Below are 21,269 nucleotides of genomic sequence, written 5' to 3' on the forward strand. Positions count from 1 at the left end.
CGTTCTGGCGTATCTGGAGCAAAAACTGACCGCAAATCCTCCGTACACTGTCATTGTGGAGCCGGATACGGTGGCCTGCATTTTTGAATCGGTGAAAACCGGCGGCGGTAATCCCGTCGCGATCGGCGGGAACCCGGAAACGATCATGGCGGGCCTGAACTGCGGCGAGCCGAATCCGCTCACCTGGCCGGTGCTGCGCGATTTTGCGTCGTGCTATGCCGCCTGTCCCGACTGGGTGACCGAGCTTGGCATGCGCACGCTGGCGTATCCGCACAACGGGGACGGGAAAGTGATTTCCGGGGAATCGGGCGCCGTGGGGCTCGGTTTGCTCGTGCATTTGTGCCTTGCACCGGAAATGCACGCCGAACGGCAGCGCATGGGTCTGGATGAAAATGCGACCGTTTTGCTGTTCAGTACCGAGGGCAACACAGACCCCGAGGCTTACCGCAGAATTGTGGAAGCAGCGGGCAGTAAATAAGAATCATTCTTTGGCGCGGCCTTTTGCGGCCGCGCCATTTTCTGATTTAGAACGTTACTCTGTCGATTTCAGAAAGTTTTTTAACAAATAATCTGCTCCAAGCTTGAAATTTCATCAAAATTTGTGTAAAATATATTGGACAATATCAATTCGATATGCTTGATTGATCCAGAGTCATCTGGAAAACTGATAAAGTGAGGGAGCATCATGTCAAATAGACTGTTTCAGGGAGTTATTCACCAAATGCGCGACGCGATTGACAGAACGATCGGCGTCATTGACGAGACCTCGGTTATTATTGCCTGCAGCGAGCTGGGTCGTATCGGTGAAGTGAACGAAAGCATTACTCCGGACACCATTGCTTCGCCCAATCCCTTTGTGGTAGGAGGATATACCTACAAGTCTTTTGGCAGCCGCCCCCGCCCGGAATACGCTGTATTCGTTTCGGGCAGCGACAGCGAAGCGATGAAGTATGTAAACCTGCTCTCGATTTCGCTGAGCAGCATCAAACAGTATTACGACGAGAAATACGACCGCAGCAATTTCATCAAGAACGTGATTCTCGACAACATACTGCCCGGGGATATTTACCTCAAGGCCCGCGAGCTGCACTTCAATTCGGATGTAAGCCGCGTGTGTATGCTGATTAAGATTTCGAACAAATCCGATATTTCGGCCTACGATGTGATTCAGAACCTGTTCCCCGACAAGAACAAGGATTTCATTATCAACATCAACGAAACGGATATCGCGCTGATCAAAGAGATCCGCACCGGCATTGAGCCGAAGGATCTGGATAAGCTGGCCAGCTCGATTGTAGACACGCTTTCGAGCGAATTCTACACCCACTGCGTTGTGGGTATCGGCACCATTGTTGTCGGCATTAAAGATCTGGCGCGCTCCTTCAAGGAAGCGCAGGTCGCGCTTGAGGTCGGCAAGGTGTTCGATACCGAAAAATCCATCGTCAGCTACGACAATCTGGGCATTGCCCGTTTGATCTATCAGCTGCCCACCACCTTATGTGAAATGTTCCTCAAGGAGGTATTCAAGCGCGGCTCGATCGAATCGCTTGACCATGAGACACTGTTCACGATTCAGCGCTTCTTCGAAAACAATCTGAACGTTTCCGAAACGTCGCGCAAGCTGTTCGTTCACCGCAACACGCTCGTTTATCGCTTGGAAAAAATCAAAAAAATAACCGGGCTGGATCTGCGCGAGTTCGAGGACGCGATTGTGTTTAAGGTAGCTCTGATGGTCAAGAAATATCTTTCCTCGAATCCGGTAAAATTTTGACGGAAAAGAATAAAAATATTACAGAAAAATTACAAATTTATTCTTTTCGAGAACAATAAATCTTTCGCCCATTGGTATTATGTAAACATACCAATGGGTGTTGATTTTTAGGGAGAAATCGTGCCGTTTTCTGGAGGCGTTTTGGTGCGCCCGGCGGCATTTCGCACGGGGAAATTTATTTTTTGGAGCGATGACATTGATAGAATTTGTAGATGTTTTTAAAACATATGGGAATGGTACAGAAGCGCTCCGGGGCGTGAATCTGAAAGTGGAAAAAGGCGAATTCGTTTTTATTGTGGGTTCTTCCGGGGCGGGCAAAAGCACCTTTTTAAAGCTGATTACCTGTGAGGAAGCTCCGAACAGCGGCGAGATCATCGTCAACGGCCGGAAGCTTTCTACCGTGAAGAGAAGGGACATCCCCTATGTGCGCCGCACGATGGGAATGGTGTTCCAGGATTTTCGCCTGATCGACAAAATGACGGTGTTTGACAACGTGGCGTTTGCCATGCACGTGGTGGGAGCTTCTCAAAGAGAGATCAAAAAGCGTGTGCCGTACATATTGAATCTTGTTGGGCTAAAGGAAAAAATCAATTGCCGCCCGAAAGAGCTCTCCGGTGGAGAGCAGCAGAGGGTGGGGCTTGCGCGCGCGCTGGTGAACAACCCCAGCATGATTATTGCGGACGAGCCTACCGGCAACATTGACCCGGCCCTTTCGTTTGAAATCGTGGGCCTTTTAAGTGAAATCAACCGCAGGGGCACCACCGTGCTGATGGTCACGCACGAACACCGGCTCGTGAAGCATTTCCGCCGCCGCGTGGTGGAAATTCACGACGGGCTGGTTGTGGCCGACAGCTGCAATCTTGCTTTGGAGGTACCCGATGAGAATTAGCAGTGTCAAGTATTTACTGAAGGAGGGCGTCAAGAACGTCTGGGTCAACCGCATGATGGCCTTTGCCTCCATTGGCGTTCTGGTGGCATGCCTGCTGATGACGGGAGCGGCCACGCTGTTTTCGATGAACCTGAACATGGCCATGCAGACGCTGCAAAACGATAACTCCGTTACCGTGTACATGGCAAACGATCTGCCCACACTCAAATCGGTGCAGGTGGGCGAGGAGATCAAAAAGCTCGACAATGTGGAAGACTGCGAGTTTGTTCCAAAGGGCGAGGCGCTGGAGGCGCTGATGAAGTCCATGGGCGACGATGGCAGCGTGTTCAGCAGCCTTTTAGGCGATGACAATCCCCTGAACGATGTGTTCAAGGTGAAGATGAAAGACCTTTCTCAGTATCAGGAAACCGCAAAGAAGATCAGCTCGCTGGAGGGGGTCTATAAGGTCCGCGATTATTCCGATGTGGCTGCAAAGCTGACAAGCCTTGACCGCCTTGTGACAACGGCCGGCTTTTGGATCGTGCTGATTCTGAGCTTGGTTTCGGTATTCATTCTTTCCAACACCATTCGGATTACGATGTTCTCGCGCCGACTGGAGATCAGTGTGATGAAATCCGTGGGTGCGACAAACAGCTTCGTTCGAGTGCCGTTCGTTGTGGAGGGAATTCTGATTGGTCTGTTTTCGGGCCTTTTGGCCAGCGGCCTGCTGGCGCTGATCTATGATAAAACCCTGAAAACCATTACGGGCATTGTCCCCTTTTTCCAGCCGCTGCCGCTTGGGAATGTGATGGGACAGATCGTATTGTTGTTTATTGCCGCGGGCGCCCTGTTCGGCGCGTTGGGCGGCGGTATTTCCATCGGTAAATATCTGAAGGGAGGAAATTCCATTGGCTGGTAAAGGCAGGCGTTCGATTCTGGCACTTGCGCTGGCGGTGATTGTCGTTTTTTCATGTGTTCCGCCGGGGGTGCAGGCCAGCTCCACGATCAATCAGCTGCAGCAAAAGCAGAGCCAGCTGAAAAAGCAGCAGGAGGCTACTGCGGCCAAGCTCAAACAGCTGAAGGCAGACAAGGCCAAGCAGCAGGAGTATAAGAGCACGCTGGATACTCAGGTGCAGACCGTGCAGAGCCAGATCGACACGCTGAACGATCAGGTGGCCGCGCTGGATGCGGACATCAAAGAGAAAGAATCGCAGATTGCGGAAAAGCAGAAGAGCATCGACGCCAACATTGAGCAGCTCAAGCAGCGCGTGCGCGCCATTTATCTGCTGGGGGAATCCTCTCAGCTTGAAATGATCCTCGGTGCGCAGGATGTGATGGATTTTCTCGATAAAACCGAGCTGGTGCGCTCCATTTCGCAGCATGACCAGCAGGTGATTCAGACGCTGAAAACCGATATGGCCTCGATCAAAACGCAGAAAGAGCAGATCGAGCAGAACCGGCAGAGCGTGGCGCAGGCCAAAAAGGAACTGGATACCAAAAACTCGGAGCTCTCGGGCCTGCTGGCGGAAAGCTCGCGTGTTTTGACAGAGATTTCGGCCAATGTGGTCAGCACCAATTCGGAAAATAACCGCCTGGCTGCCGAACGCAAAAAGGTGGATGCCGAGGTCGACCAGTGGTATAAAGAGTATTACGCCAGCATCAAGGACAATAATAAGGACAATCAGGCCAGCGGCGGCTACGTCAGCAAGGGGCAGTTTGCCTGGCCGCTTCCAGGTTATACTAAGATCACTGCCTACTGGGGCGATAACCGCGGGCACAAAGGCATCGACATCGCCGGCTCCGGCGTTTACGGCAAGCCGATCGTCGCGGCGGATAACGGCAAGGTCATTCTTGCGGTTCAAAGCGGCTGGGGCGGCGGCTACGGCCTTTGCGCGTACATCGACCACGGCGGCGGATATTCCACCCGCTACGGACATATGAGCAAAATCATTGTAAAGACCGGCGACGTGGTCAAAAAGGGACAGACCATCGGTTATGTGGGAAGCACCGGCGATTCCACCGGGCCGCATCTGCATTTTGAGATCCGCGTGAACGGTGTTGCGCAGAACCCGATGAAATGGTTCAGCTAAACGAAAACAGGCGGTTGATTTCTTCCCCGGCCTTCGGTCGGGGAAGAAATCGCTGTTTCTCCGCCCAAGGCGGGGGACGGAATCGCCGTTTTTAGGGAAGATCACGTTGAAAGCGATTGGACGATAACAAAAAGATAGAGGGAAGCATATGAGCAAAAAAGTGTCGCTCGGCGCGGCAGCAGCGATGTCTTTGGTGGCAGCCGCCATTACGGTTTCTCTGACGTATACCTTTGCGATGGGGCGCTTTAATGAAAAAGTGGCCGATGTGAACGAACGCCAGGCCATGTATACAAAGCTGAGTGAAATCGACCAGAAGGTACGGCAGGATTATATCGGGAAAATTGGGGAAACTGAGCTGAACGACGGTATCGCAGCCGGTTATATGGCCGGGCTGGGCGATTCCGGTGCGAAATATCTTTCCGCGGAAAAATATAAGAACTATCTCAGCTCCACCTCTAAAAAGGCGGTGGGCGTCGGCATCCGCACCATTCAGGACGCCGACGGAAACATGGAAGTCATTGAAGTGCTGCCCAACTCGCCAGCCAGCAAGGCCGGCCTGCAAAAGGGCGACGTGATTCTTTCGCTCGACGGCAAAGAGGTGATCCGCCTGAGCTACGGCGAGGCCGTAAACAAGCTCGACGGCACCGTGGGCACTACGGTAAAACTCGGCCTGCTGCGCAAGACGACGGCAGACGGCAAAACCACGACCAACAAGATGGATGTGACCGTCACCCGCGCTGAATACCAGCGCGTAACGGTCTCTTCATCCGTCATCAACGGCAACGTCGGCTACATCGCGATCTCAGAATTCCAGAGCTCCACAAAGGATCAGTTTGTTTCGGCGATCAATACCCTCACCGAGAAAAAGGTGGCGGGCCTTGTGATCGACCTGCGCAACAATTCCGGAGGCAGCGAAGAGGTGATGGCCTCCGTGCTCGACGAGTTCCTGCCGGCAGTGAGCCTGGTGAGCTATGCGGACAGAAACGGCAAGATCACGGTGGAGTACAGCTCGAAATCCGGTGAGATCAACCTGCCGATCAGTGTGGTGGTAGGCTCCAGCACGTATGGTGCGGCGGAAATTTTTGCTGCGGATATCAAGGACTATAAAAAGGGAAAACTGATTGGTGAAAAAACCGCGGGCCACGGCACCAAGGAGGACATGATCCCCTTGTCGGATGGTTCGGCAATTCAGCTTTCCGTTGGCAATTATACCCGCATTGACGGAAAGACCTTCAACGGTGTCGGCGTGGATGTCGACATGGCGATTGAGATGACCCAGGAGCAGAAGGATCTGCTGCTGCGCCGCTCGCTCACCACGCTGGAGGACCCGCAGATTCAGGCGGCTGTTACCGCTTTGGTGACGCAGGGCGCAGACGTGCAGCAGATTCCGGGCACCGACAGCGGCAACCTGGAAGAAGGTGCTTCCAGCGCAGCGTCCGGTGTGGCTTCGTCTTCCGCGGCGGCCTCCAAATAGGCGTTGACAGACGCATACTTGTTCACTATAATAGATGTATTGCGAAGTATAGTCAGACAAAGCATGACGATTCTTCCCTCGCGGGGGAAGAATCGAGCCCTTTTTATGTTGTATGGCTATAGATTCACTCTGAAAAAGGTGGTAAACAGCTGATGGCAAAGCAGGTCATTTTAACCCAGGAGGGACTTGAAGCCCTCGAGCAGGAGTTGGAATATTTAAAATCGGTAAAACGAAAAGAAGTTGCCGAAAAAATCAAGGTAGCTTTGTCTTTCGGAGATTTGTCCGAAAACAGCGAATATGATGAAGCGAAAAACGATCAGGCGATCATGGAAGCGCGCATTGCCGACATTGAGGTGATGCTCAAAAACGTGGTCGTGATCGATGAAGATGAGCTGGGCAACGAAAATATCCACATTGGCTCCAAGGTGGAGGTTCGTGTCACTCCTGAGGGAAGAGACTCATCGATCAAGGAATATAAAATTGTCGGTTCCAACGAAGCGAATCCCTTGCAGGGAAAAATTTCGGATGAATCCGCGGTCGGCAAGGCCCTACTGGGCCACGGCGTGGGCGACAAGGTTGAGGTGGAGGTTCCGGCCGGAATCATCCATTACGAGATTCTTGCGATTTCGAAATAACAGATTCCGAAAAGAACGAAACGGCACGGGGCGGGAGTGAAAATTTTCACCCTGCCCCGTTTTTGCACAAGAATGTGAATCTGCGATCACAAAGTGAAAAACCGTTGTGTTTGCGGCTTTATGGAATGCGGGTTTATATCAGAAGACCGCCGTGCGGCGGAGGAATACAGAAAACAGGGAGAGTAGAATAGTGATGAGCGATAAGACAAAGGAGCCTGTGGAGCAGGAGCAGCAGGACATCAGCGAGCTGCTTCAGATTCGCCGGGACAAGCTGACTGCACTGCAGCAGGCGGGCAAGGACCCGTTTGAAATTACGGTCTGCGACCGCAATGCGTTCGCGCAGGATATTCGCGACAGGTTCGAAGAGATTGAGGGCCAGGATGTTGTGATTGCCGGCCGCATTATGAGCTGGCGCGACATGGGCAAGGCCAGCTTTATGGATATTCAGGACCGCACGGGCAGAATCCAGGTCTACCTGAAAATAGACGACATTGGTGAGGAAGCCTATCATGGCCTGCAGAACTGGGACATCGGCGACCTTGCGAGTGTTTCCGGCTTTGTGTTCCGCACCCGCAGAGGCGAAATTTCCGTCCATGCGAAGAGTATCACGCTGTTGGGAAAATCCCTGCTGCCGCTGCCGGATAAATTCCATGGCCTGAAAGATACCGACCTGCGGTACCGCCAGCGCTATGTGGATTTGATCGTAAATCCCGAGGTGAAGAGCACCTTTGAAAAGCGCAGCCGTGTGATCGCGACTATCCGCCGCATTCTGGACGAACGCGGCTACGTGGAGGTGGAGACCCCCATTCTGAACCTGATCCCTGGCGGCGCGGCGGCCCGCCCGTTCATCACTCACCACAACACGCTCGACCTCGATTTGTACCTACGCATTGCGCCGGAGCTGTATTTAAAGCGCCTGATCGTCGGCGGCATGGAAAAGGTATACGAGATTGGCCGTCTGTTCCGAAATGAGGGAATGGACGTAAAGCACAACCCCGAGTTCACAACCATCGAGTTGTATGAGGCTTACACCGATTACCACGGCATGATGGATTTGACCGAGCGCCTCATCAACGCCTGCGCCAAAGAGGTATGCGGCACGGAGGAGATCACCTACCAGGGTGAGGAAGTCAGCCTGAAGCTGCCGTTCTGCCGGATGACGATGAACGACGCGATCAAGCAGTACACCGGCGTGGATTTCCTGTCGTTCAAGGGCGATACGGCCCGCGCGCTGGAAGAGGCGAAGAAGTTCCACTTTGAAACAAAGGCCACCGACTCCTGGGGCGATATTATGAATCTGTTCTTTGAGGAGAAGGTAGAGGGCGAGCTGGTACAACCGACCTTCATTTACGATTACCCGGTAGAGGTTTCTCCGCTGACAAAGCGCAAGAAGGATGTGCCGGAGCTGGTGGAACGCTTTGAGCTGTTCGCCACCCGCCGCGAATTCGCAAATGCGTATTCCGAGCTGAACGACCCGGTTGATCAGCGCGAACGCTTTATGCGCCAGATGCAGCTCAGAGAGGCCGGCGATGAAGAGGCGAATATGATCGATGAGGATTTCCTCACCGCTCTGGAATACGGTATGCCCCCCACGGGTGGCATGGGCATGGGCATCGACCGCCTGGTGATGCTTTTGACTGACAGCGCGTCGATCCGCGACGTGCTTTTGTTCCCGACTATGAAACCCAGGGAGTGAGATTCACTTGGCAAGGGACCGGTATCTGTGGAACGCGGGGGAAGAGACCATCCACCAGGACGGTGAGACGGCACATCCCCAAACCCCTAAGGGAAAATGGGAGAATTTTTGGTACTACCATAAATTTCACCTGCTGATCGGGCTGATCGTCATCGCTCTGATTTATAGCTTTGTGTACGAGCTGACGACAAAGGAAGAGCCGGATTACCAGATCGGTGTTCTGACGGAAACCAAGTTTTCGGACGAGGCCGCCGCCGTGCTGGAGCAAAAGATTGCCCGGTACGGGGAGGATCTGAACGGGGATGGCCGCGTGATCGTGCGCGTGAATCCCTATTTCATCGTCATGGAAGAAGGGAAGGAAGTCAGCGATCCCTCTTTACAGATGGCGAGTGTGGCCAAGTTTCTGTCGGATTTGGAAACAGGCGACAGCATGATCTTTCTGACAGATGACACGAGCTTTCAGGGGCACCAGAAATCCCGGGAGATGTTCTCGAATCTGGACGGTACTGTGCCGGAAGTCGGAAAAGAAAGCGAAACCGCCATGCGGCTGCCCTGGAAGGACGCAAAGCCGCTGTCCTCTCTTGTCACCGAAGCGGATTTGAGTATGCTGGACGTTGACAGCCGCCAAAAGGTGATGCAGCAGCTCGACGGGCTGGGCATTTCCCTGCGGGTCTTCAGCGGAACTCCCCTGGAGCAGAATCCGGAGAAGGAATCCTATTACACTGCCAGCCGTACTTTGTTCGACCGGCTGGTGTATGGAAAATAAATTTAGAGTTCTTTCAGTAAAGAACCGTTTCGTTTCTCCGCCGGAGGCGAGGAGACGGAACGACTGTCATTTGCTGATGGATGGAAGATTCATAATCAGGCACTTTTAGGAGGGAAAACACAATGAGAAGCGATTTAATGAAAGAAGGCGCCGCACGTGCCCCGCACCGCTCTTTGCTGTACGCGCTGGGACTAACGGAAAACGAAATGAAACGCCCCTTTATTGCGGTGGTCAATTCCGCCAGCGATTACATCCCGGGCCATCGTCATCTAAAGGACATCAGTGAGGCAGTCAAGGCCGGAATTCGCAACGCGGGCGGTGTTCCGTTTGAGTTCAATACCATCGGCGTCTGCGACGGGCTTTCCATGAACCACAAGGGCATGAAATATTCCCTGTGCTCCCGCGAGCTGATCGCCGACTCCATTGAAGTGATGCTCACTGCGCATCCGCTGGATGCCGTCGTGTTTATCCCCAACTGCGACAAGGTGGTGCCCGGCATGCTGCTGGCCGCCTGCCGCCTGAACCTGCCCAGCATCTTTGTCAGCGGCGGCCCCATGCTGCCGGGCCTGCACAACGGCGTCCGCTTCGGCCTTTCTGAAATGTTTGAGGCCGTGGGCAGCTTTGCCGCCGGCAAGATTGATGAAGCCGAGCTGACCGCGCTGGAAAAATCCGCGTGCCCCACCTGCGGTTCGTGTTCCGGTATGTACACGGCGAACTCCATGAACTGTCTTACCGAGGCGATCGGTCTGGCCCTGCCCGGCAACGGCAGCATCCCGGCCGTGATGTCCGACCGCATCCAGTTGGCGAAAACCGCCGGTGAGCGCATTCTGGAGCTGTACCATGAAGACTTGCGCCCGAGCGACATCCTGACGGAAAAATCCTTTGAGAACGCCCTCCGCTCCGAAATGGCGCTCGGCTGCTCCACCAACTCGGTGCTGCACCTGACCGCCATCGCCTATGAGCGCGGCGTTAAGCTCGATATTACCGATATTGACCGCATCAGCCGCGACACCCCGCAGCTGTGCAAGCTGAACCCGGCCAGCCAGGTGTTTATCACCGACCTGAATCAGGTAGGCGGCATCCCCGCCGTGATGAAGGAGCTGGCGCGCGGCGGCAAGCTCAACACCGACTGCAAGACCGTTCTCGGTACCGTAGAGGATCGCATCAGCGCCGCGCCCAACGCGGACGGCGAGATCATCCGCAAGCTGGAAGACCCGTTCCGCAAGGACGGGGGCATCGCCGTGCTGCAGGGCAACATCGCCCCTGACGGCGCGGTGGTCAAGCAGGGTGCGGTTGCTCCCGAAATGATGCAGCACACCGGCCCGGCACGCTGCTTTGACTGCGAAGAGGACGCCTCAGAAGCGATCCTCTCCGGCAAGATCAACGCGGGCGACGTTGTCGTGATCCGTTATGAGGGCCCGAAGGGCGGCCCCGGCATGCGCGAGATGCTGACTCCCACCTCTGCCCTGACGGGGATGGGTCTGGGCTCCAGCGTGGCGCTCATCACCGACGGGCGCTTCTCCGGCGCAACGCGCGGCGCGGCAGTCGGCCATGTTTCCCCTGAAGCCGCTGTGGGCGGCCCCATCGCGCTGATCCGCGAGGGAGATATCGTCGATGTGGATATTACAAACCGCGTGCTGAACCTGCATGTGGATGCTGCGGAGCTGGAAAGACGCCGCAAGCAGTGGAAGGCGCCCGAGAAGGAGCTTTCCGGGTACATTAAGCGCTATGCGCAGCACGTGACCTCCGGTTCACGCGGCGCGGTATTTGAAAAATAAAAGATAAAATAAAAGGAAGATCGTTTCCCCGCGCAGAGGAAACAGTCTTCCTTTTTTATGATTCAAGAAAGAGGTGGAAAAATGCCGCAGATTCAAAAAATGGTTCAGCATGGGGAGGGTGGGTACGCAATGTATCGGGTTCCCGGGCTGATTGTGACGAAAAGAGGCACGCTGCTTGTCTATTACGAGGGACGGCAGGAGGATTTGCAGCGGCGAACCCTGTTGTGCAGAAGAAGTGAGGATGGCGGAAAAACGTTTGCCCCTCAGCAGATTTTAAAGGACAGCGAGAATAGCCGAATGGTACATAATCCGCTGATGCTGACCGCTCCGGATGGAAGAATCTTATTCTTCTGGATGGAGGATTATAAGCGTCTTTTTGTTCAGGAAAGCTTTGATGATGGAAAAAGCTTTGGATCTTGCCGGGAACTCACTTGTCTGGTGGAGCAGTGGAAGCCGGAGTACCCGTGGAATGTATTTGCGGTGGCGCCTGGCCATGCAATTTGTACCCAAAACGGGCAGCTTGTGGTACCTCTGTGGATGAGCCGGGGGGTCAACGCGCACCGCCCCGCATGCTTTGCCTGCCTGTACAGCGATAATAACGGTCTTATCTGGCAAAGGGGAGACATGGTAGACGGCTCACCGGAGATCACCGACCCCACGGAGGCCAGTGTGACAGAATGTTCTGACGGGACCCTGCTGGCGACAATGCGCCATGGAACCCTCGGTGTGCGGCAGCGCGCGTTTGTACGCGGTACAGCAGACTGCTGGCAAAAAGCGCAGCTGAACCCCGGCCTTCCCGACCCGATCTGCGCCGGGGCGCTGGCGCGTCTGGAGGATGGCAGACTGCTGTTTTCCAACTGTGCCTATGGGGATGCTCCGGCCGTTGAACTGGAAAAGTCCGGGGATACCATCCAATGGAGCCGCGACGCCCGACAGAATCTGATCCTCCGATTCAGCGCGGACGACGGTGTAACCTGGTCTGGCGGCGTGCTGATCGAACAGCAGGCGGGCTATTCCGATCTGGCGGTATCTGTGGATCAGCAAATGATATTTTGCTTTTTTGAGAGCGGGTGGATTGACGGCGACTGTATTTATAATGAATCCCTGGCCCTGGCGCGAATTGCGGTTGAGGAGCTGAGTTAGCCGATTTATAGTGCATAACAAAAAGGCTGTTATTCAAAGTGATTTGTTCACGGCGAAGAACGACCTTTTTTGTTTCGCTCGATTGCCGTAAGGATGATTTCAGATATTTCTTCCGGGGCGGGCCGCTCTTCCATCTGGAGCCATTCAGACAGGATATTCCAAAGCGCGCCCGCGCTGGCCAGCAGAGCAATTTTCTTTTCCAGCGGAGTTTGATAAATGCCCTGATCACCGCGCACCATGTCGTGAATGACAGGCAGGATCAGGTTGAATTGCTCCAGCAGATAATAAAGAAGATGATTTTTTTGCAGCAGCCTTAAAAAATCAATATGCTTCTCGCAGAAAGTAAAAAAGATTTCGATGATCTCTTTCAGCGAATAAGAGGTGCTCTTGTTGAAACAAGAGACATATTCGTTGGAGATAGTCAAAAAGTATTGCTCCAGCAATTCTTCTTTTGAATTGAAAATACGGTAAAATGTCCTTCTGGATAATTGCGCGTGTTCGGCGATTTCGGTTACGGTGATTTCGCTGTATTCCTTTTTGCTCATTAAGTCTAATAAAGATTGAATCAGCCACTGCCGGGATTGCTCGGCAATGGGATTTTTCAGTGGATTCATGGCTTCCTCCCCTTTCTTTGTCACACTTTTTGGAACATGTAGCACTTGTGCCGAAACGATTGACGTTGGTGCTTAAAATTATTATACTGAAAACAAACAAGTGTCGCAAGTGTGACAGTTTAGAAAGGAGACGATAATTTGTTTACCATAAATGCGATCATCTGGTTGTTTCCGGTTCTGTTTATGCTGCACGATTTTGAGGAAATTATTGTTGTGGAGGCCTGGAAAAATCGCTATCAGGCACAGCGGATAGCAACAAAAATGAAAAAGCCGCCCTTTGAGGATTTAAGGAGCAGCGCATCGTTTTCAATTGCCGTTGCAATCGAGTTCATTGTGATTTGCGGAATTTCTTTGCTGTCTGTCCTGATGAATTGGTACCTGCTGTGGTATGGTCTGTTTTTCGGCTTTACTGTGCATTTACTTGTGCATGGCGTTTTATGCCTGCGTTTTCGGCATTATGTACCCGGCATTGTGACATCAATTCCGTTTTTCCCGATTTGCGTTTATTTGCTGTATGTGTCGAGTACGCTTTTTACGTTCACCGGAATGGGAATTTCCCTTTTCTGTGTACTGGGCGTTGTTGCGATGTTGCTGATAGTGATTGGCCTGCACCGGGCGATGGGGGCTTTCGAAAGGCTGGTAACGGCGTTTGCCAGGGAAGGATAGTGATTTTAAAAGACTGCCCTCTGCCAAAAGGGAAGCAGGATTTTGCGAAAAGGGAAGTGCTTTCAACCATTTGTTAACAAGCGGTTGAAAACACTTCCCTTTTTACTGATTGTAGATATTTCGATTGTGTATTTAGAGGATGAGCTCCAGGAGCATTCGGTTTAAACGACAGTAACCTTTCCAAATTGAACAGGACGGCTCAAACGTCCCAGTCGGATTCGGGATTCTCCGTCACGGTAATTCTCCCACATGCTGGCCATGTGAATCTGTGAATTCTCATACGTTTTAAAATAATACTCGCAGGTCTTGGTGTTCAAAAATACCGTGTACCGTGTGTAATCAAATGTCTCGCGGTTGCTGATCACCGCGCCCTTCGGGATGGATACGCTCTCCATCACATGGAAGCAGGACATTACCGTTTCTTCCTTGGTCTGTGGGACGGGCAGGTGTGTTTTCAGGTAGGCCGCGCGCGCAAAGCGCTCCGGGGAGGTGTATCCGCCGGGTAAAAGCGAGGTTCCCGCCCCCTGGCCGAACGGCTTTAACGTGAGGTTACCCCACTGGCTCTCCGTCGCCTGCCGGGGCGATACCTGCGCGTAGGTTTTTAAATTCGTCATGTGCCACGGGAATTCCGGGCTGTTTGCCATCACGCCGATGGGGTTTGGGTATACCCGTGTGCCCTGCTCTGTGCGCTCGACGACAACGCTTTTCCCGCTGCGGTCTGTGGCGATCCAGTGAAGCGGGGCGGCCGTATTTGTCACCGGGTCCGGCACGCCGATGATCGAAACCTGTGAAACCAGTTTTTCCACATCCTCCACAGAGGTGCAGTTTGCCAGCATGTAATGGAGAAAGTCCATCGAGGCTACGGGCATTTTCCCCGGCATCGGTTTTGTTTCGTATGCCGCGTACCCGGCAAAATACAAAGAAGCTGCGGCGAAGCCCTTTTCATTCACGCCGTCATAAAAAGCCATCAGGGGGCCATCCTCCTGCCCTACGCCAATAATGGCATACAGATTGTGCATTCTCTGACCGCCACAGGCGCCGTTCCACACATAATTTCGCGGCAGCACATACAGCTCCGGCTCAATATCGTAAGAAAAATCCATGGTTCGTCCAAAAAAGTTTTCTCCCTGCGCATTCAGCAGTGTGATCGATGTACACATATCGGCTTTCCATCCTCTCGTCAATCAGATAAAAATCACAGCCTGCAAATGGCAGGCTGCTGGTTGGTGTTTTTTCAATGATTATGGGTTTCCTGATGTTATTATAATCCGCGGGCGGAATTTATGTGAAGCCTCATCCGCCGGCTTTGGCATCCCGGTGATTATTCTGTTCCATCTTTTGCGGGGGATTTCGGTTCTGAGGCCTTTTTCACAGCCCGCTGGTCGCGCAGCCGCTGAAAGAATTCTGTGAGAACTTCGCCGCATTCCTCGCGCAGAACACCGGATACCAGCTGGGGATGGTGGTTGTACGGCAGATCAAACAGATTGACAATGGAGCCGCAGGAACCGGCTTTGGGGTCGCTGGCGCCGAAGATCACCCGGGCAATTCGGGCGTTCAGAATCGCGCCCGTGCACATGGGGCATGGCTCTAAGGTGACATAAAGATCGCATTCCCACAGCCGCCAGCCATGAAGCGCGCGGCACGCGGCGTCAATCGCCTCAATCTCCGCATGGCAAAGGGCGTTTTTGCGGGTTTCCCGGCGGTTCCGGCCCTCCGCAATGATTTCATCCCCCCGCGCAACAACGGCGCCGACGGGGACTTCGCCCTCCAGTGCAGCCTGCCGCGCCAGCTCGAGCGCGCGGCGCATCATTTTTTCATCGCGTTCCAGATTTGTCATGTCAATAGGTCTCCAGAACGTAAACTGCGCTGACCAGCGAAAGCAGAATCAGGGCGACGGCGCCCGGGTTCCACAGCGTGGTGACAAATTTCTGCGAGGTTGACAGCGCGGAGTTGTGGTTATCCAGCCGGAACAAGCTTTTGTTGCGGCGGGACAGAAGAATCAGCGCCCCGACACCCGCCAAGGCTGAGCCGATAAAGTAAATGGTGTAAGCGGTGGAGGCGGTCGCCTGATCGGTATAAAACTGAGAAAGCTGGAACAGAACCGAGGTTCCGTTATTGATGAAATGGATCAAAACCGCCACCCACAGGTTGCCGGTTTTGACGACGGCGAATGCCAGCACCAGGCCGCACGGGAACGCAAACACCATCTGAGCGAAATTGCCATGGTAGAGCGCGAACAGAAACGCAGAGCCGAAAATTGCCGCTGTATCGCCAAACTGACGCAGTCCGCTTAAAATTGCGCCGCGGAAGATCAGTTCCTCTGTAAGGGGAGGAATCACCGCCAGCGTCAGAAAAAACAGTACCTGAATGAAGGGATCCTCATTCAGGGGAAGATCGGGTATGTTGCCGCTGTACCCCATGGACTTGAAGAAGGATACCACCATGCTGGAGGGGATATTCGCGGTGGTGCAGACCCCTACGCCGAACAGAATCATCCAGAAGGCGGCCATGGGCCGAACCGGCTCAAATGGCAAAGCTTGTACGGGTGAAATACGGCGAATTCCCCAATATAGGAGCACCGGCAGCGTGAGGCCAACAAGATACAAAGACGCATAGGACAAAAAGTACAGGATGGGAGGAACTCCCTGAAACGCATCGAGCGGGTAACCCATGAGGCCCAGCTCGCGCAGATAAATTCGTGACAGCAGTGATAAAACCGCCACAAGTGCCTGAATCGCAATTAAAACAATGCAAAGGCGGTTCGCCTCCCAGCGAAGAGCCTTCTTTTCCTGCCCGGCGGAGTACCGGCTGAAATCGGTGGGGAAGCCGGTGGCTGGTTGATTCATGCTAACTCTCCTTTAATATGCAAAACACCCCGCGGCGGGGTGAATAGCTGACCCGACGTGAAAACAGTACCCGGGATCGATATCAGTAAAATGATGCTATCATCAATAATCAAACCGATTGATGAAAATTCTACCCGGATTTCTGAGACGACTCAACCACCCAAGGCTTTGCCTTGATTTGCGGTGTGAGGTCGTTATAACATCCTATGGCCGTTTCTTCTTTCTTAGAGTGAGACAAAATATGATTCCCTCTAAGGTGGATGTTTCAATGTTCTCTCAGCTGACCGAAGCTCCGCTTCGGCGTGCAGTGTGAAATTATTATAACATATAAAAAAGCAAATTGGAACCGCAGCGGTGAAATTTGAGGGCGCAGCCGCGGCTGCTATAAACCGTGCCCACAGATGCAAAAGGTGCGGTATGCGGATGACAGCACGGGGCGTCTCTTATGACTGCTCGATTTCATCCAATAGCGAAAGCGCGCTCACGCGAACGTCGGCACAGGCGTAAATGCCTCGCTGGGCGCGTTCTGCTGCCAGGCGCGCGTGCGTGGCGGCAGATACATATTCGTGGTGCTGCGCAAACTGTCGCGCCAGCATCAGGTGGGCCCGGGCTGCAATCGCGTCGCTTTCGTCGTGCAGATCGTAAATGAAATCCCCCACAAGGGAAAGAGCGCGTTCCGCCTGCCCCTGCGCCAGGGCAGTTTTCGCCTGCGTCAGCGTTTCAATGGGGTCGTCCCCCGGAACGAGCTGGCTCATCGGAACAGACAGAACCTTAGACAAATACTCCAGTGTTTTCATGGAGGGGGTCGCCGCGCCGCTTTCGATTTGGCTGAGCATATTGCGTGTAATAAAGTCGCCGACCACCTCGCTCTGCGTCAAGCGCTTGGCAAGGCGGGCTTCCCGTATCTTTCGGCCAAGTTTCTGTGCATCCATCCCAGTCACCTCTGTGCTGCGTACGTAAATTTTATTTACATCAGTATAGCAATCTTTTTACGGTTTTTCAACTGAATATCTCAAAAAATCCGAAAAGGTCTGCTGTGAATAACGGTAAAATCAATTGACACATATTTACCGGAGTGGTATACTAAAAGTAAATTAAATTTACGTTGAGGTGAGGAATATGCAGGAGTGGTGGGGAACTCTGGATTTGCTTTCGCAGGTATTATACTGCATTGCCGTGCCGTCGAGCGTTATTTTATTGATCCAGATCGTGATGACGATTGTCGGCTTTGGCCAAAGCGGCCCGGGGATCAATCCGGATGACCTTTCCGGCCTTGACAGCCTTGGGGATTCGGTCGATTTCGATCTGGACATCAGCGGGGATGCGGGGCTGGATTCTGCTGACCCCGGCACGGGGGACGGCGGAAGTCCCGGCGATTTGGGCGCGCTGCACCTGTTTACGCTGGAAGGGATCGTGGCGTTTCTCGCTGTTTTCAGCTGGACGGCAATTCTTGCGTATCAGTCTGGCGTAGCAGGGACGCTTTCCGTGTTCATTGGTGCTGTTTTGGGTGCGCTTGCCATGTATGGCGTGGCAAAGATCATTCAGCTGACGGCGCGCCTGGCCTCGAACGGGACGCTGCAAATGCGCAACGCCCTGGGGCAGACGGCGACGGTGTATCTGATGATTCCGGCGCGGGGAGCCGGGCAGGGAAAGGTAAATCTGACGGTGCAGGAGCGTTTTATCGAAGCCTCCGCCATCACGGACGGAGCGGTCAGTTTGCCGAGCGGGGCGTTTGTGCGGGTAGTGGATGTTCGCGCGGACAATGTTCTTGTTGTGGAGCAGGAGGAGGAAGAGCCCTCTGATCCTGCGCAATGACAGGAACAATATGAAAATATAGAAATCGGGAGGTCTTTTTATGGGAATTGAAATTATTGTAGCAATTACGATCATTGTGGTTGTGCTTTTCGCCGCTTTGATCGGTGTGCTCTCACGCTACCGCAAATGCCCGTCCGACAAGGTTCTGGTCATTTACGGAAAGGTTGGGAACGACACGTCGGGGCAGATGCGGTCCGCGAAATGTATTCACGGCGGCGCGGCTTTCATCATCCCCATCATTCAGGCGTACCAGTATATGGATTTGACGCCGATCTCCATTAATGTTGACCTGAAGAACGCTCTGTCCAAGCAGAACATCCGGGTGGATGTGCCTTCGCGCTTTACCGTCGGCATTTCCACAGAGCCGGGGATCATGCAAAACGCGGCGGAGCGGCTTTTGGGACTGAAGCTGGTGGAGATTCAGGAGCTGGCGAAGGATATTATTTTCGGTCAGCTGCGTCTGATCATCGCGACAATGGACATAGAAGAGATCAATACCGACCGCGACAAGTTTTTGCTTGCGGTGTCGAATAACGTAGAGATCGAGCTGAAGAAAATCGGCCTGAGGCTCATCAACGTGAACGTGACGGATATCAACGATGAATCCGGCTATATTGATGCGCTGGGCAAGGAAGCGGCGGCCAAAGCCATTAACGACGCGAAAAAGAGCGTGGCGGAAAAGAATCGCGACGGTGAAATCGGCCATGCAAACGCCCTCAAGGATCAGCGCATTCAGGTGGCTGCGGCGGATGCCACTGCCATTCAGGGTGAAAACGACGCAAAAATAGAGGTTGCCCAATCGGATGCAAACCGGCGCGAAAAGGAAGCCGAGGCACTGCGCCAGGCAACGGCTGCGGAAAAGGTGCAGGCGGCTATGGCGCTGCAGGAGGCTTACGGTGCGCAGCAGCGCGCGGAGCAGCAGCGCGCCGAGCTGGTTCGGGCTTCTCAGCAGGCAGATATCGTCGTAAAGGCCGAAATCGACAAGCAGCAGAAGGAAATTGCGGCCGAAGCAGAGGCAGAGGTAACCCGCCGTAAGGCCAGAGGTGAGGCGGACGCCATCTATGCCAGAATGGAGGCGCAGGCAAGAGGCGTTGAGGAAATCCTGACCAAACAGGCAGCCGGTATGCAGCAGCTTGTCAGTGCGGCAGGCGGTGATCCGGATGCGGCGGTCAAGTTTATCATCGCCGACAAGCTGGAGCAGCTGGTGCAGCTTCAGGTGGACGCCATCAAGAATATCAAGATCGACAAGGTCACCGTATGGGACAGCATGGGCGGGGAAAACGGCTCCCCGACCACGGCCAATTTTCTCTCCGGTATGCTGAAATCCATTCCACCGATGAACGAACTGTTCCAGCAGGCGGGTATGACATTGCCGAACTTCCTCGGCACAGATTCTACGCCGGCTGGTGAAGCTGCTCCGGCTGTCCCGGAAGAAAAACAGGAAGAAATGACGACCACTCCCTCATAATAGAGAATGTTACAATAGGCCGGGGCTCAAAAGCCCCGGCCTATTGTATGAAACCCTCCTGTCGCGGGCACAAGCTGCGATGGGAGGGTTTTCTACGTACCGATAAAGATGCGACACACCCCGCTGGTGGAATATGCGTTGCGCGCGCAGGTTCGGCCTGTCGTGAGTGTAACACATGAGCGGTCAGGAAGAGCGCGCACAAGTGAATTTGGAAGGTGACACGCTGTGCGATCTCTGCTGTGAATATAAAAAAGACCGCCGGGCTCTTGCCAAGATAGGGGTGCCGGCAAGAGGCCCGGCGATCCGGCTGCGGGATCAGTCTGCACGCGTCAGCATCCAGTTTAGCCGCGCGGCGGTTAAAACAAGGGGAGTGGCAGCTGACGTACCGCAGGGTAATCGGTTATTTTTTCTCGTTCATGGAATCCAGAATCGCATCCACCAGAGTATCCAGCTCCACTTCCTTATCCTCGCCAAGGGCAGACGCCATGCTGACGCGCTCGTTGAGCACGGTCATATCCTTCATCTCTTCCGTGAGGAACTTCTGCATCAGATCGCCGGACTTGCAGGCCCAGGAGCCGTTTTCAACAATGGCGACGGTGCGCTTCTGCACGTTCAGAGCCTTCATATCCAGCAGGTAGTTGTGCATGGCAGGGTAAATGCCCAGGTTATAGGTGACGGAGGCCAGCACCAGATGGCTGTATTTAAAGGTTTCGGAGATCAGCTGAGACACGTTGGTAGAGGAAACGTCGTACAGCGCGACGTTTGTCATGCCCTTGTCGCACAGCCTTGCAGCCAGCGCCTGTGCGGCGGATTCGGTGTTGCCGTACATGGAGGCATAGACGACCAGAATGCCTTTCTCCTCCGGCTCATAGCGGCTCCAGATATCGTATTTCTGGATAAAGTACATCAAGTCCTTGCGCCACACGGGGCCGTGCAGCGGGCAGATGTATTTGATCTGGTCGAGAATCCCGCCAGCCTTTTTCAGCAGCAGCTGAATGTGCGGGCCGTATTTGCCGACGATGTTCGTTAGGTAGCGGCGGGCGTCGTCCAGCCAGTCGCGGTCAAAGTTGACCTCGTCCGCGAAGAGCTTTCCGTCCAGAGTGCCGAAGGTGCCGAACGCATCGGCGGAGAACAGGACGCCGTTGGTGGTATCGAACGTGACCATGACCTCGGGCCAGTGCACCATAGGCGCGAATACAAAGGTAACGGTGTGCTTGCCGAAGCTGAAGGTGTCGCCTTCGTTTACCTCGATGATCTTGTGGGAATCCACGTGGAACCCGAACTGACGCATCAGCATGAACGCCTTTTCGTTGCTGATCAGCGTTACATCCGGCCAGCGGAGCAGGATTTCATCGATGGAAGCGGCGTGGTCCGGCTCCAGATGGTTGATGACGAGGTAATCCAGCGGGCGGCCGTTCAGCACATGCTGCGCATTTTCTACCAGCTGGCGGCAGGCGGACCAGTCCACCGTATCGAACATCACGGTTTTTTCATCCAGCAGAAGGTACGAATTGTAGGTAACGCCTCTGGGGATGGGATATGCATTTTCAAACAGGGCGAGCCGGTGATCGTTGGCCCCGACCCAGTATAAATCTTCGGTTACATTTCTGACGCAATACATAAATTTTTCCTCCCTCTG

19 protein-coding genes and 1 pseudogene are annotated in these 21,269 nt (G+C 53.8%); 14 read left to right on the forward strand and 6 right to left on the reverse strand.

The features are described from left to right. The 11 genes and pseudogenes from TY09_RS11515 to TY09_RS11565 all read left to right on the forward strand — a co-directional run. Positions 1–478: pseudogene (locus TY09_RS11515) on the forward strand (pyridoxal-phosphate dependent enzyme); the annotation flags it as partial. A gap of 207 nt (positions 479–685) precedes the next feature. After that, positions 686–1,771, forward strand: coding sequence for a PucR family transcriptional regulator (locus TY09_RS11520; protein ID WP_027103879.1), 1,086 nt, complete (start codon positions 686–688; stop codon positions 1,769–1,771). A 196-nt stretch (positions 1,772–1,967) separates the two neighbouring features. After that, positions 1,968–2,660: a cell division ATP-binding protein FtsE gene (gene ftsE / locus TY09_RS11525; RefSeq protein ID WP_009060820.1), complete on the forward strand. Its 693-nt coding sequence runs from the start codon at positions 1,968–1,970 to the stop codon at positions 2,658–2,660. Next, the gene (gene ftsX / locus TY09_RS11530; protein ID WP_009060836.1) at positions 2,650–3,558 is read left to right on the forward strand and encodes a permease-like cell division protein FtsX; all 909 of its coding nucleotides are present in this window, start codon (positions 2,650–2,652) and stop codon (positions 3,556–3,558) included. The genes ftsE and ftsX overlap by 11 nt, the downstream gene beginning before the upstream one ends. Continuing rightward, complete coding sequence (locus TY09_RS11535) at positions 3,548–4,729, forward strand: murein hydrolase activator EnvC family protein (RefSeq protein WP_042434520.1); 1,182 nt, start codon at positions 3,548–3,550, stop codon at positions 4,727–4,729. Before ftsX ends, TY09_RS11535 begins: the two co-directional genes overlap by 11 nt. 148 nt (positions 4,730–4,877) lie before the next feature. After that, positions 4,878–6,203 carry a S41 family peptidase gene (locus TY09_RS11540; RefSeq protein WP_042434523.1) on the forward strand — a complete coding sequence of 442 codons (1,326 nt, stop codon included), beginning with the start codon at positions 4,878–4,880 and terminating at the stop codon, positions 6,201–6,203. 152 nt (positions 6,204–6,355) lie between these two features. Continuing rightward, positions 6,356–6,838, forward strand: coding sequence for a transcription elongation factor GreA (gene greA / locus TY09_RS11545; protein WP_009060885.1), 483 nt, complete (start codon positions 6,356–6,358; stop codon positions 6,836–6,838). 193 nt (positions 6,839–7,031) lie between these two features. Next, entirely contained in the window at positions 7,032–8,534 is a 1,503-nt protein-coding gene (gene lysS, locus TY09_RS11550; protein ID WP_042434526.1) for a lysine--tRNA ligase, read from the forward strand. A 7-nt stretch (positions 8,535–8,541) separates the two neighbouring features. Beyond that, positions 8,542–9,300: a hypothetical protein gene (locus TY09_RS11555; protein WP_042434529.1), complete on the forward strand. Its 759-nt coding sequence runs from the start codon at positions 8,542–8,544 to the stop codon at positions 9,298–9,300. A 122-nt stretch (positions 9,301–9,422) separates the two neighbouring features. Beyond that, on the forward strand, positions 9,423–11,078 hold the full coding sequence (ilvD, locus tag TY09_RS11560; RefSeq protein WP_042434532.1) for a dihydroxy-acid dehydratase: 1,656 nt from the start codon (positions 9,423–9,425) through the stop codon (positions 11,076–11,078). 81 nt (positions 11,079–11,159) lie between these two features. Then, a complete protein-coding gene (locus tag TY09_RS11565; RefSeq protein ID WP_042434535.1) occupies positions 11,160–12,221 on the forward strand; it encodes a sialidase family protein in 1,062 nt (353 codons plus the stop codon). A gap of 47 nt (positions 12,222–12,268) precedes the next feature. Here the strand turns inward: TY09_RS11565 and TY09_RS11570 are convergent, their stop codons facing one another. After that, complete coding sequence (locus TY09_RS11570; RefSeq protein WP_042434538.1) at positions 12,269–12,835, reverse strand: TetR/AcrR family transcriptional regulator; 567 nt, start codon at positions 12,833–12,835, stop codon at positions 12,269–12,271. Positions 12,836–12,973: 138 nt separating this feature from the next. Between TY09_RS11570 and TY09_RS11575 the strand changes: the two genes are divergently transcribed. Then, on the forward strand, positions 12,974–13,501 hold the full coding sequence (locus tag TY09_RS11575) for an HXXEE domain-containing protein (protein ID WP_042434540.1): 528 nt from the start codon (positions 12,974–12,976) through the stop codon (positions 13,499–13,501). 161 nt (positions 13,502–13,662) lie between these two features. Here the strand turns inward: TY09_RS11575 and TY09_RS11580 are convergent, their stop codons facing one another. The 4 genes from TY09_RS11580 to TY09_RS11595 form a co-directional block, all read right to left on the reverse strand. After that, positions 13,663–14,661 carry a linear amide C-N hydrolase gene (locus tag TY09_RS11580; RefSeq protein WP_042434543.1) on the reverse strand — a complete coding sequence of 333 codons (999 nt, stop codon included), beginning with the start codon at positions 14,659–14,661 and terminating at the stop codon, positions 13,663–13,665. Positions 14,662–14,822: 161 nt separating this feature from the next. Further along, on the reverse strand, positions 14,823–15,338 hold the full coding sequence (gene tadA / locus TY09_RS11585) for a tRNA adenosine(34) deaminase TadA (RefSeq protein WP_042434546.1): 516 nt from the start codon (positions 15,336–15,338) through the stop codon (positions 14,823–14,825). 1 nt (position 15,339) lies between these two features. Then, complete coding sequence (locus TY09_RS11590; RefSeq protein ID WP_042434548.1) at positions 15,340–16,347, reverse strand: CPBP family intramembrane glutamic endopeptidase; 1,008 nt, start codon at positions 16,345–16,347, stop codon at positions 15,340–15,342. A gap of 443 nt (positions 16,348–16,790) precedes the next feature. Then, a complete protein-coding gene (locus TY09_RS11595) occupies positions 16,791–17,279 on the reverse strand; it encodes a helix-turn-helix domain-containing protein (RefSeq protein ID WP_009061486.1) in 489 nt (162 codons plus the stop codon). 187 nt (positions 17,280–17,466) lie between these two features. Here TY09_RS11595 and TY09_RS11600 point away from each other — a divergent pair, with 187 nt between their 5' ends. Further along, complete coding sequence (locus tag TY09_RS11600; protein WP_042434551.1) at positions 17,467–18,162, forward strand: hypothetical protein; 696 nt, start codon at positions 17,467–17,469, stop codon at positions 18,160–18,162. Between the two features lie 40 nt (positions 18,163–18,202). Beyond that, positions 18,203–19,630 (forward strand): flotillin family protein, encoded by a 1,428-nt coding sequence (locus tag TY09_RS11605; RefSeq protein WP_042434554.1) that lies wholly within the window; start codon positions 18,203–18,205, stop codon positions 19,628–19,630. Positions 19,631–20,030: 400 nt separating this feature from the next. Here TY09_RS11605 and TY09_RS11610 read toward each other — a convergent pair whose 3' ends face one another. Then, positions 20,031–21,251 carry an FprA family A-type flavoprotein gene (locus TY09_RS11610; RefSeq protein WP_042434557.1) on the reverse strand — a complete coding sequence of 407 codons (1,221 nt, stop codon included), beginning with the start codon at positions 21,249–21,251 and terminating at the stop codon, positions 20,031–20,033. Positions 21,252–21,269: the final 18 nt, after the last annotated feature.

Origin of the sequence: Faecalispora jeddahensis (assembly GCF_000577335.1) — a bacterium.
GTDB classification, from domain to species: Bacteria; Bacillota; Clostridia; order Oscillospirales; family Acutalibacteraceae; genus Faecalispora; species Faecalispora jeddahensis.

Bases quoted from the DNA above. Each gene is read 5' to 3' on its own strand.
- TY09_RS11520 (WP_027103879.1), top strand. From the start codon at position 686: ATGTCAAATAGACTGTTTCAGGGAGTTATTCACCAAATGCGCGACGCG.
- ftsX (WP_009060836.1), top strand. From the start codon at position 2,650: ATGAGAATTAGCAGTGTCAAGTATTTACTGAAGGAGGGCGTCAAGAAC.
- TY09_RS11540 (WP_042434523.1), top strand. From the start codon at position 4,878: ATGAGCAAAAAAGTGTCGCTCGGCGCGGCAGCAGCGATGTCTTTGGTG.
- greA (WP_009060885.1), top strand. From the start codon at position 6,356: ATGGCAAAGCAGGTCATTTTAACCCAGGAGGGACTTGAAGCCCTCGAG.
- lysS (WP_042434526.1), top strand. From the start codon at position 7,032: ATGAGCGATAAGACAAAGGAGCCTGTGGAGCAGGAGCAGCAGGACATC.
- ilvD (WP_042434532.1), top strand. From the start codon at position 9,423: ATGAGAAGCGATTTAATGAAAGAAGGCGCCGCACGTGCCCCGCACCGC.
- TY09_RS11565 (WP_042434535.1), top strand. From the start codon at position 11,160: ATGCCGCAGATTCAAAAAATGGTTCAGCATGGGGAGGGTGGGTACGCA.
- TY09_RS11570 (WP_042434538.1), bottom strand. From the start codon at position 12,835: ATGAATCCACTGAAAAATCCCATTGCCGAGCAATCCCGGCAGTGGCTG.
- TY09_RS11580 (WP_042434543.1), bottom strand. From the start codon at position 14,661: ATGTGTACATCGATCACACTGCTGAATGCGCAGGGAGAAAACTTTTTT.
- tadA (WP_042434546.1), bottom strand. From the start codon at position 15,338: ATGACAAATCTGGAACGCGATGAAAAAATGATGCGCCGCGCGCTCGAG.
- TY09_RS11590 (WP_042434548.1), bottom strand. From the start codon at position 16,347: ATGAATCAACCAGCCACCGGCTTCCCCACCGATTTCAGCCGGTACTCC.
- TY09_RS11595 (WP_009061486.1), bottom strand. From the start codon at position 17,279: ATGGATGCACAGAAACTTGGCCGAAAGATACGGGAAGCCCGCCTTGCC.
- TY09_RS11600 (WP_042434551.1), top strand. From the start codon at position 17,467: ATGCAGGAGTGGTGGGGAACTCTGGATTTGCTTTCGCAGGTATTATAC.
- TY09_RS11605 (WP_042434554.1), top strand. From the start codon at position 18,203: ATGGGAATTGAAATTATTGTAGCAATTACGATCATTGTGGTTGTGCTT.
- TY09_RS11610 (WP_042434557.1), bottom strand. From the start codon at position 21,251: ATGTATTGCGTCAGAAATGTAACCGAAGATTTATACTGGGTCGGGGCC.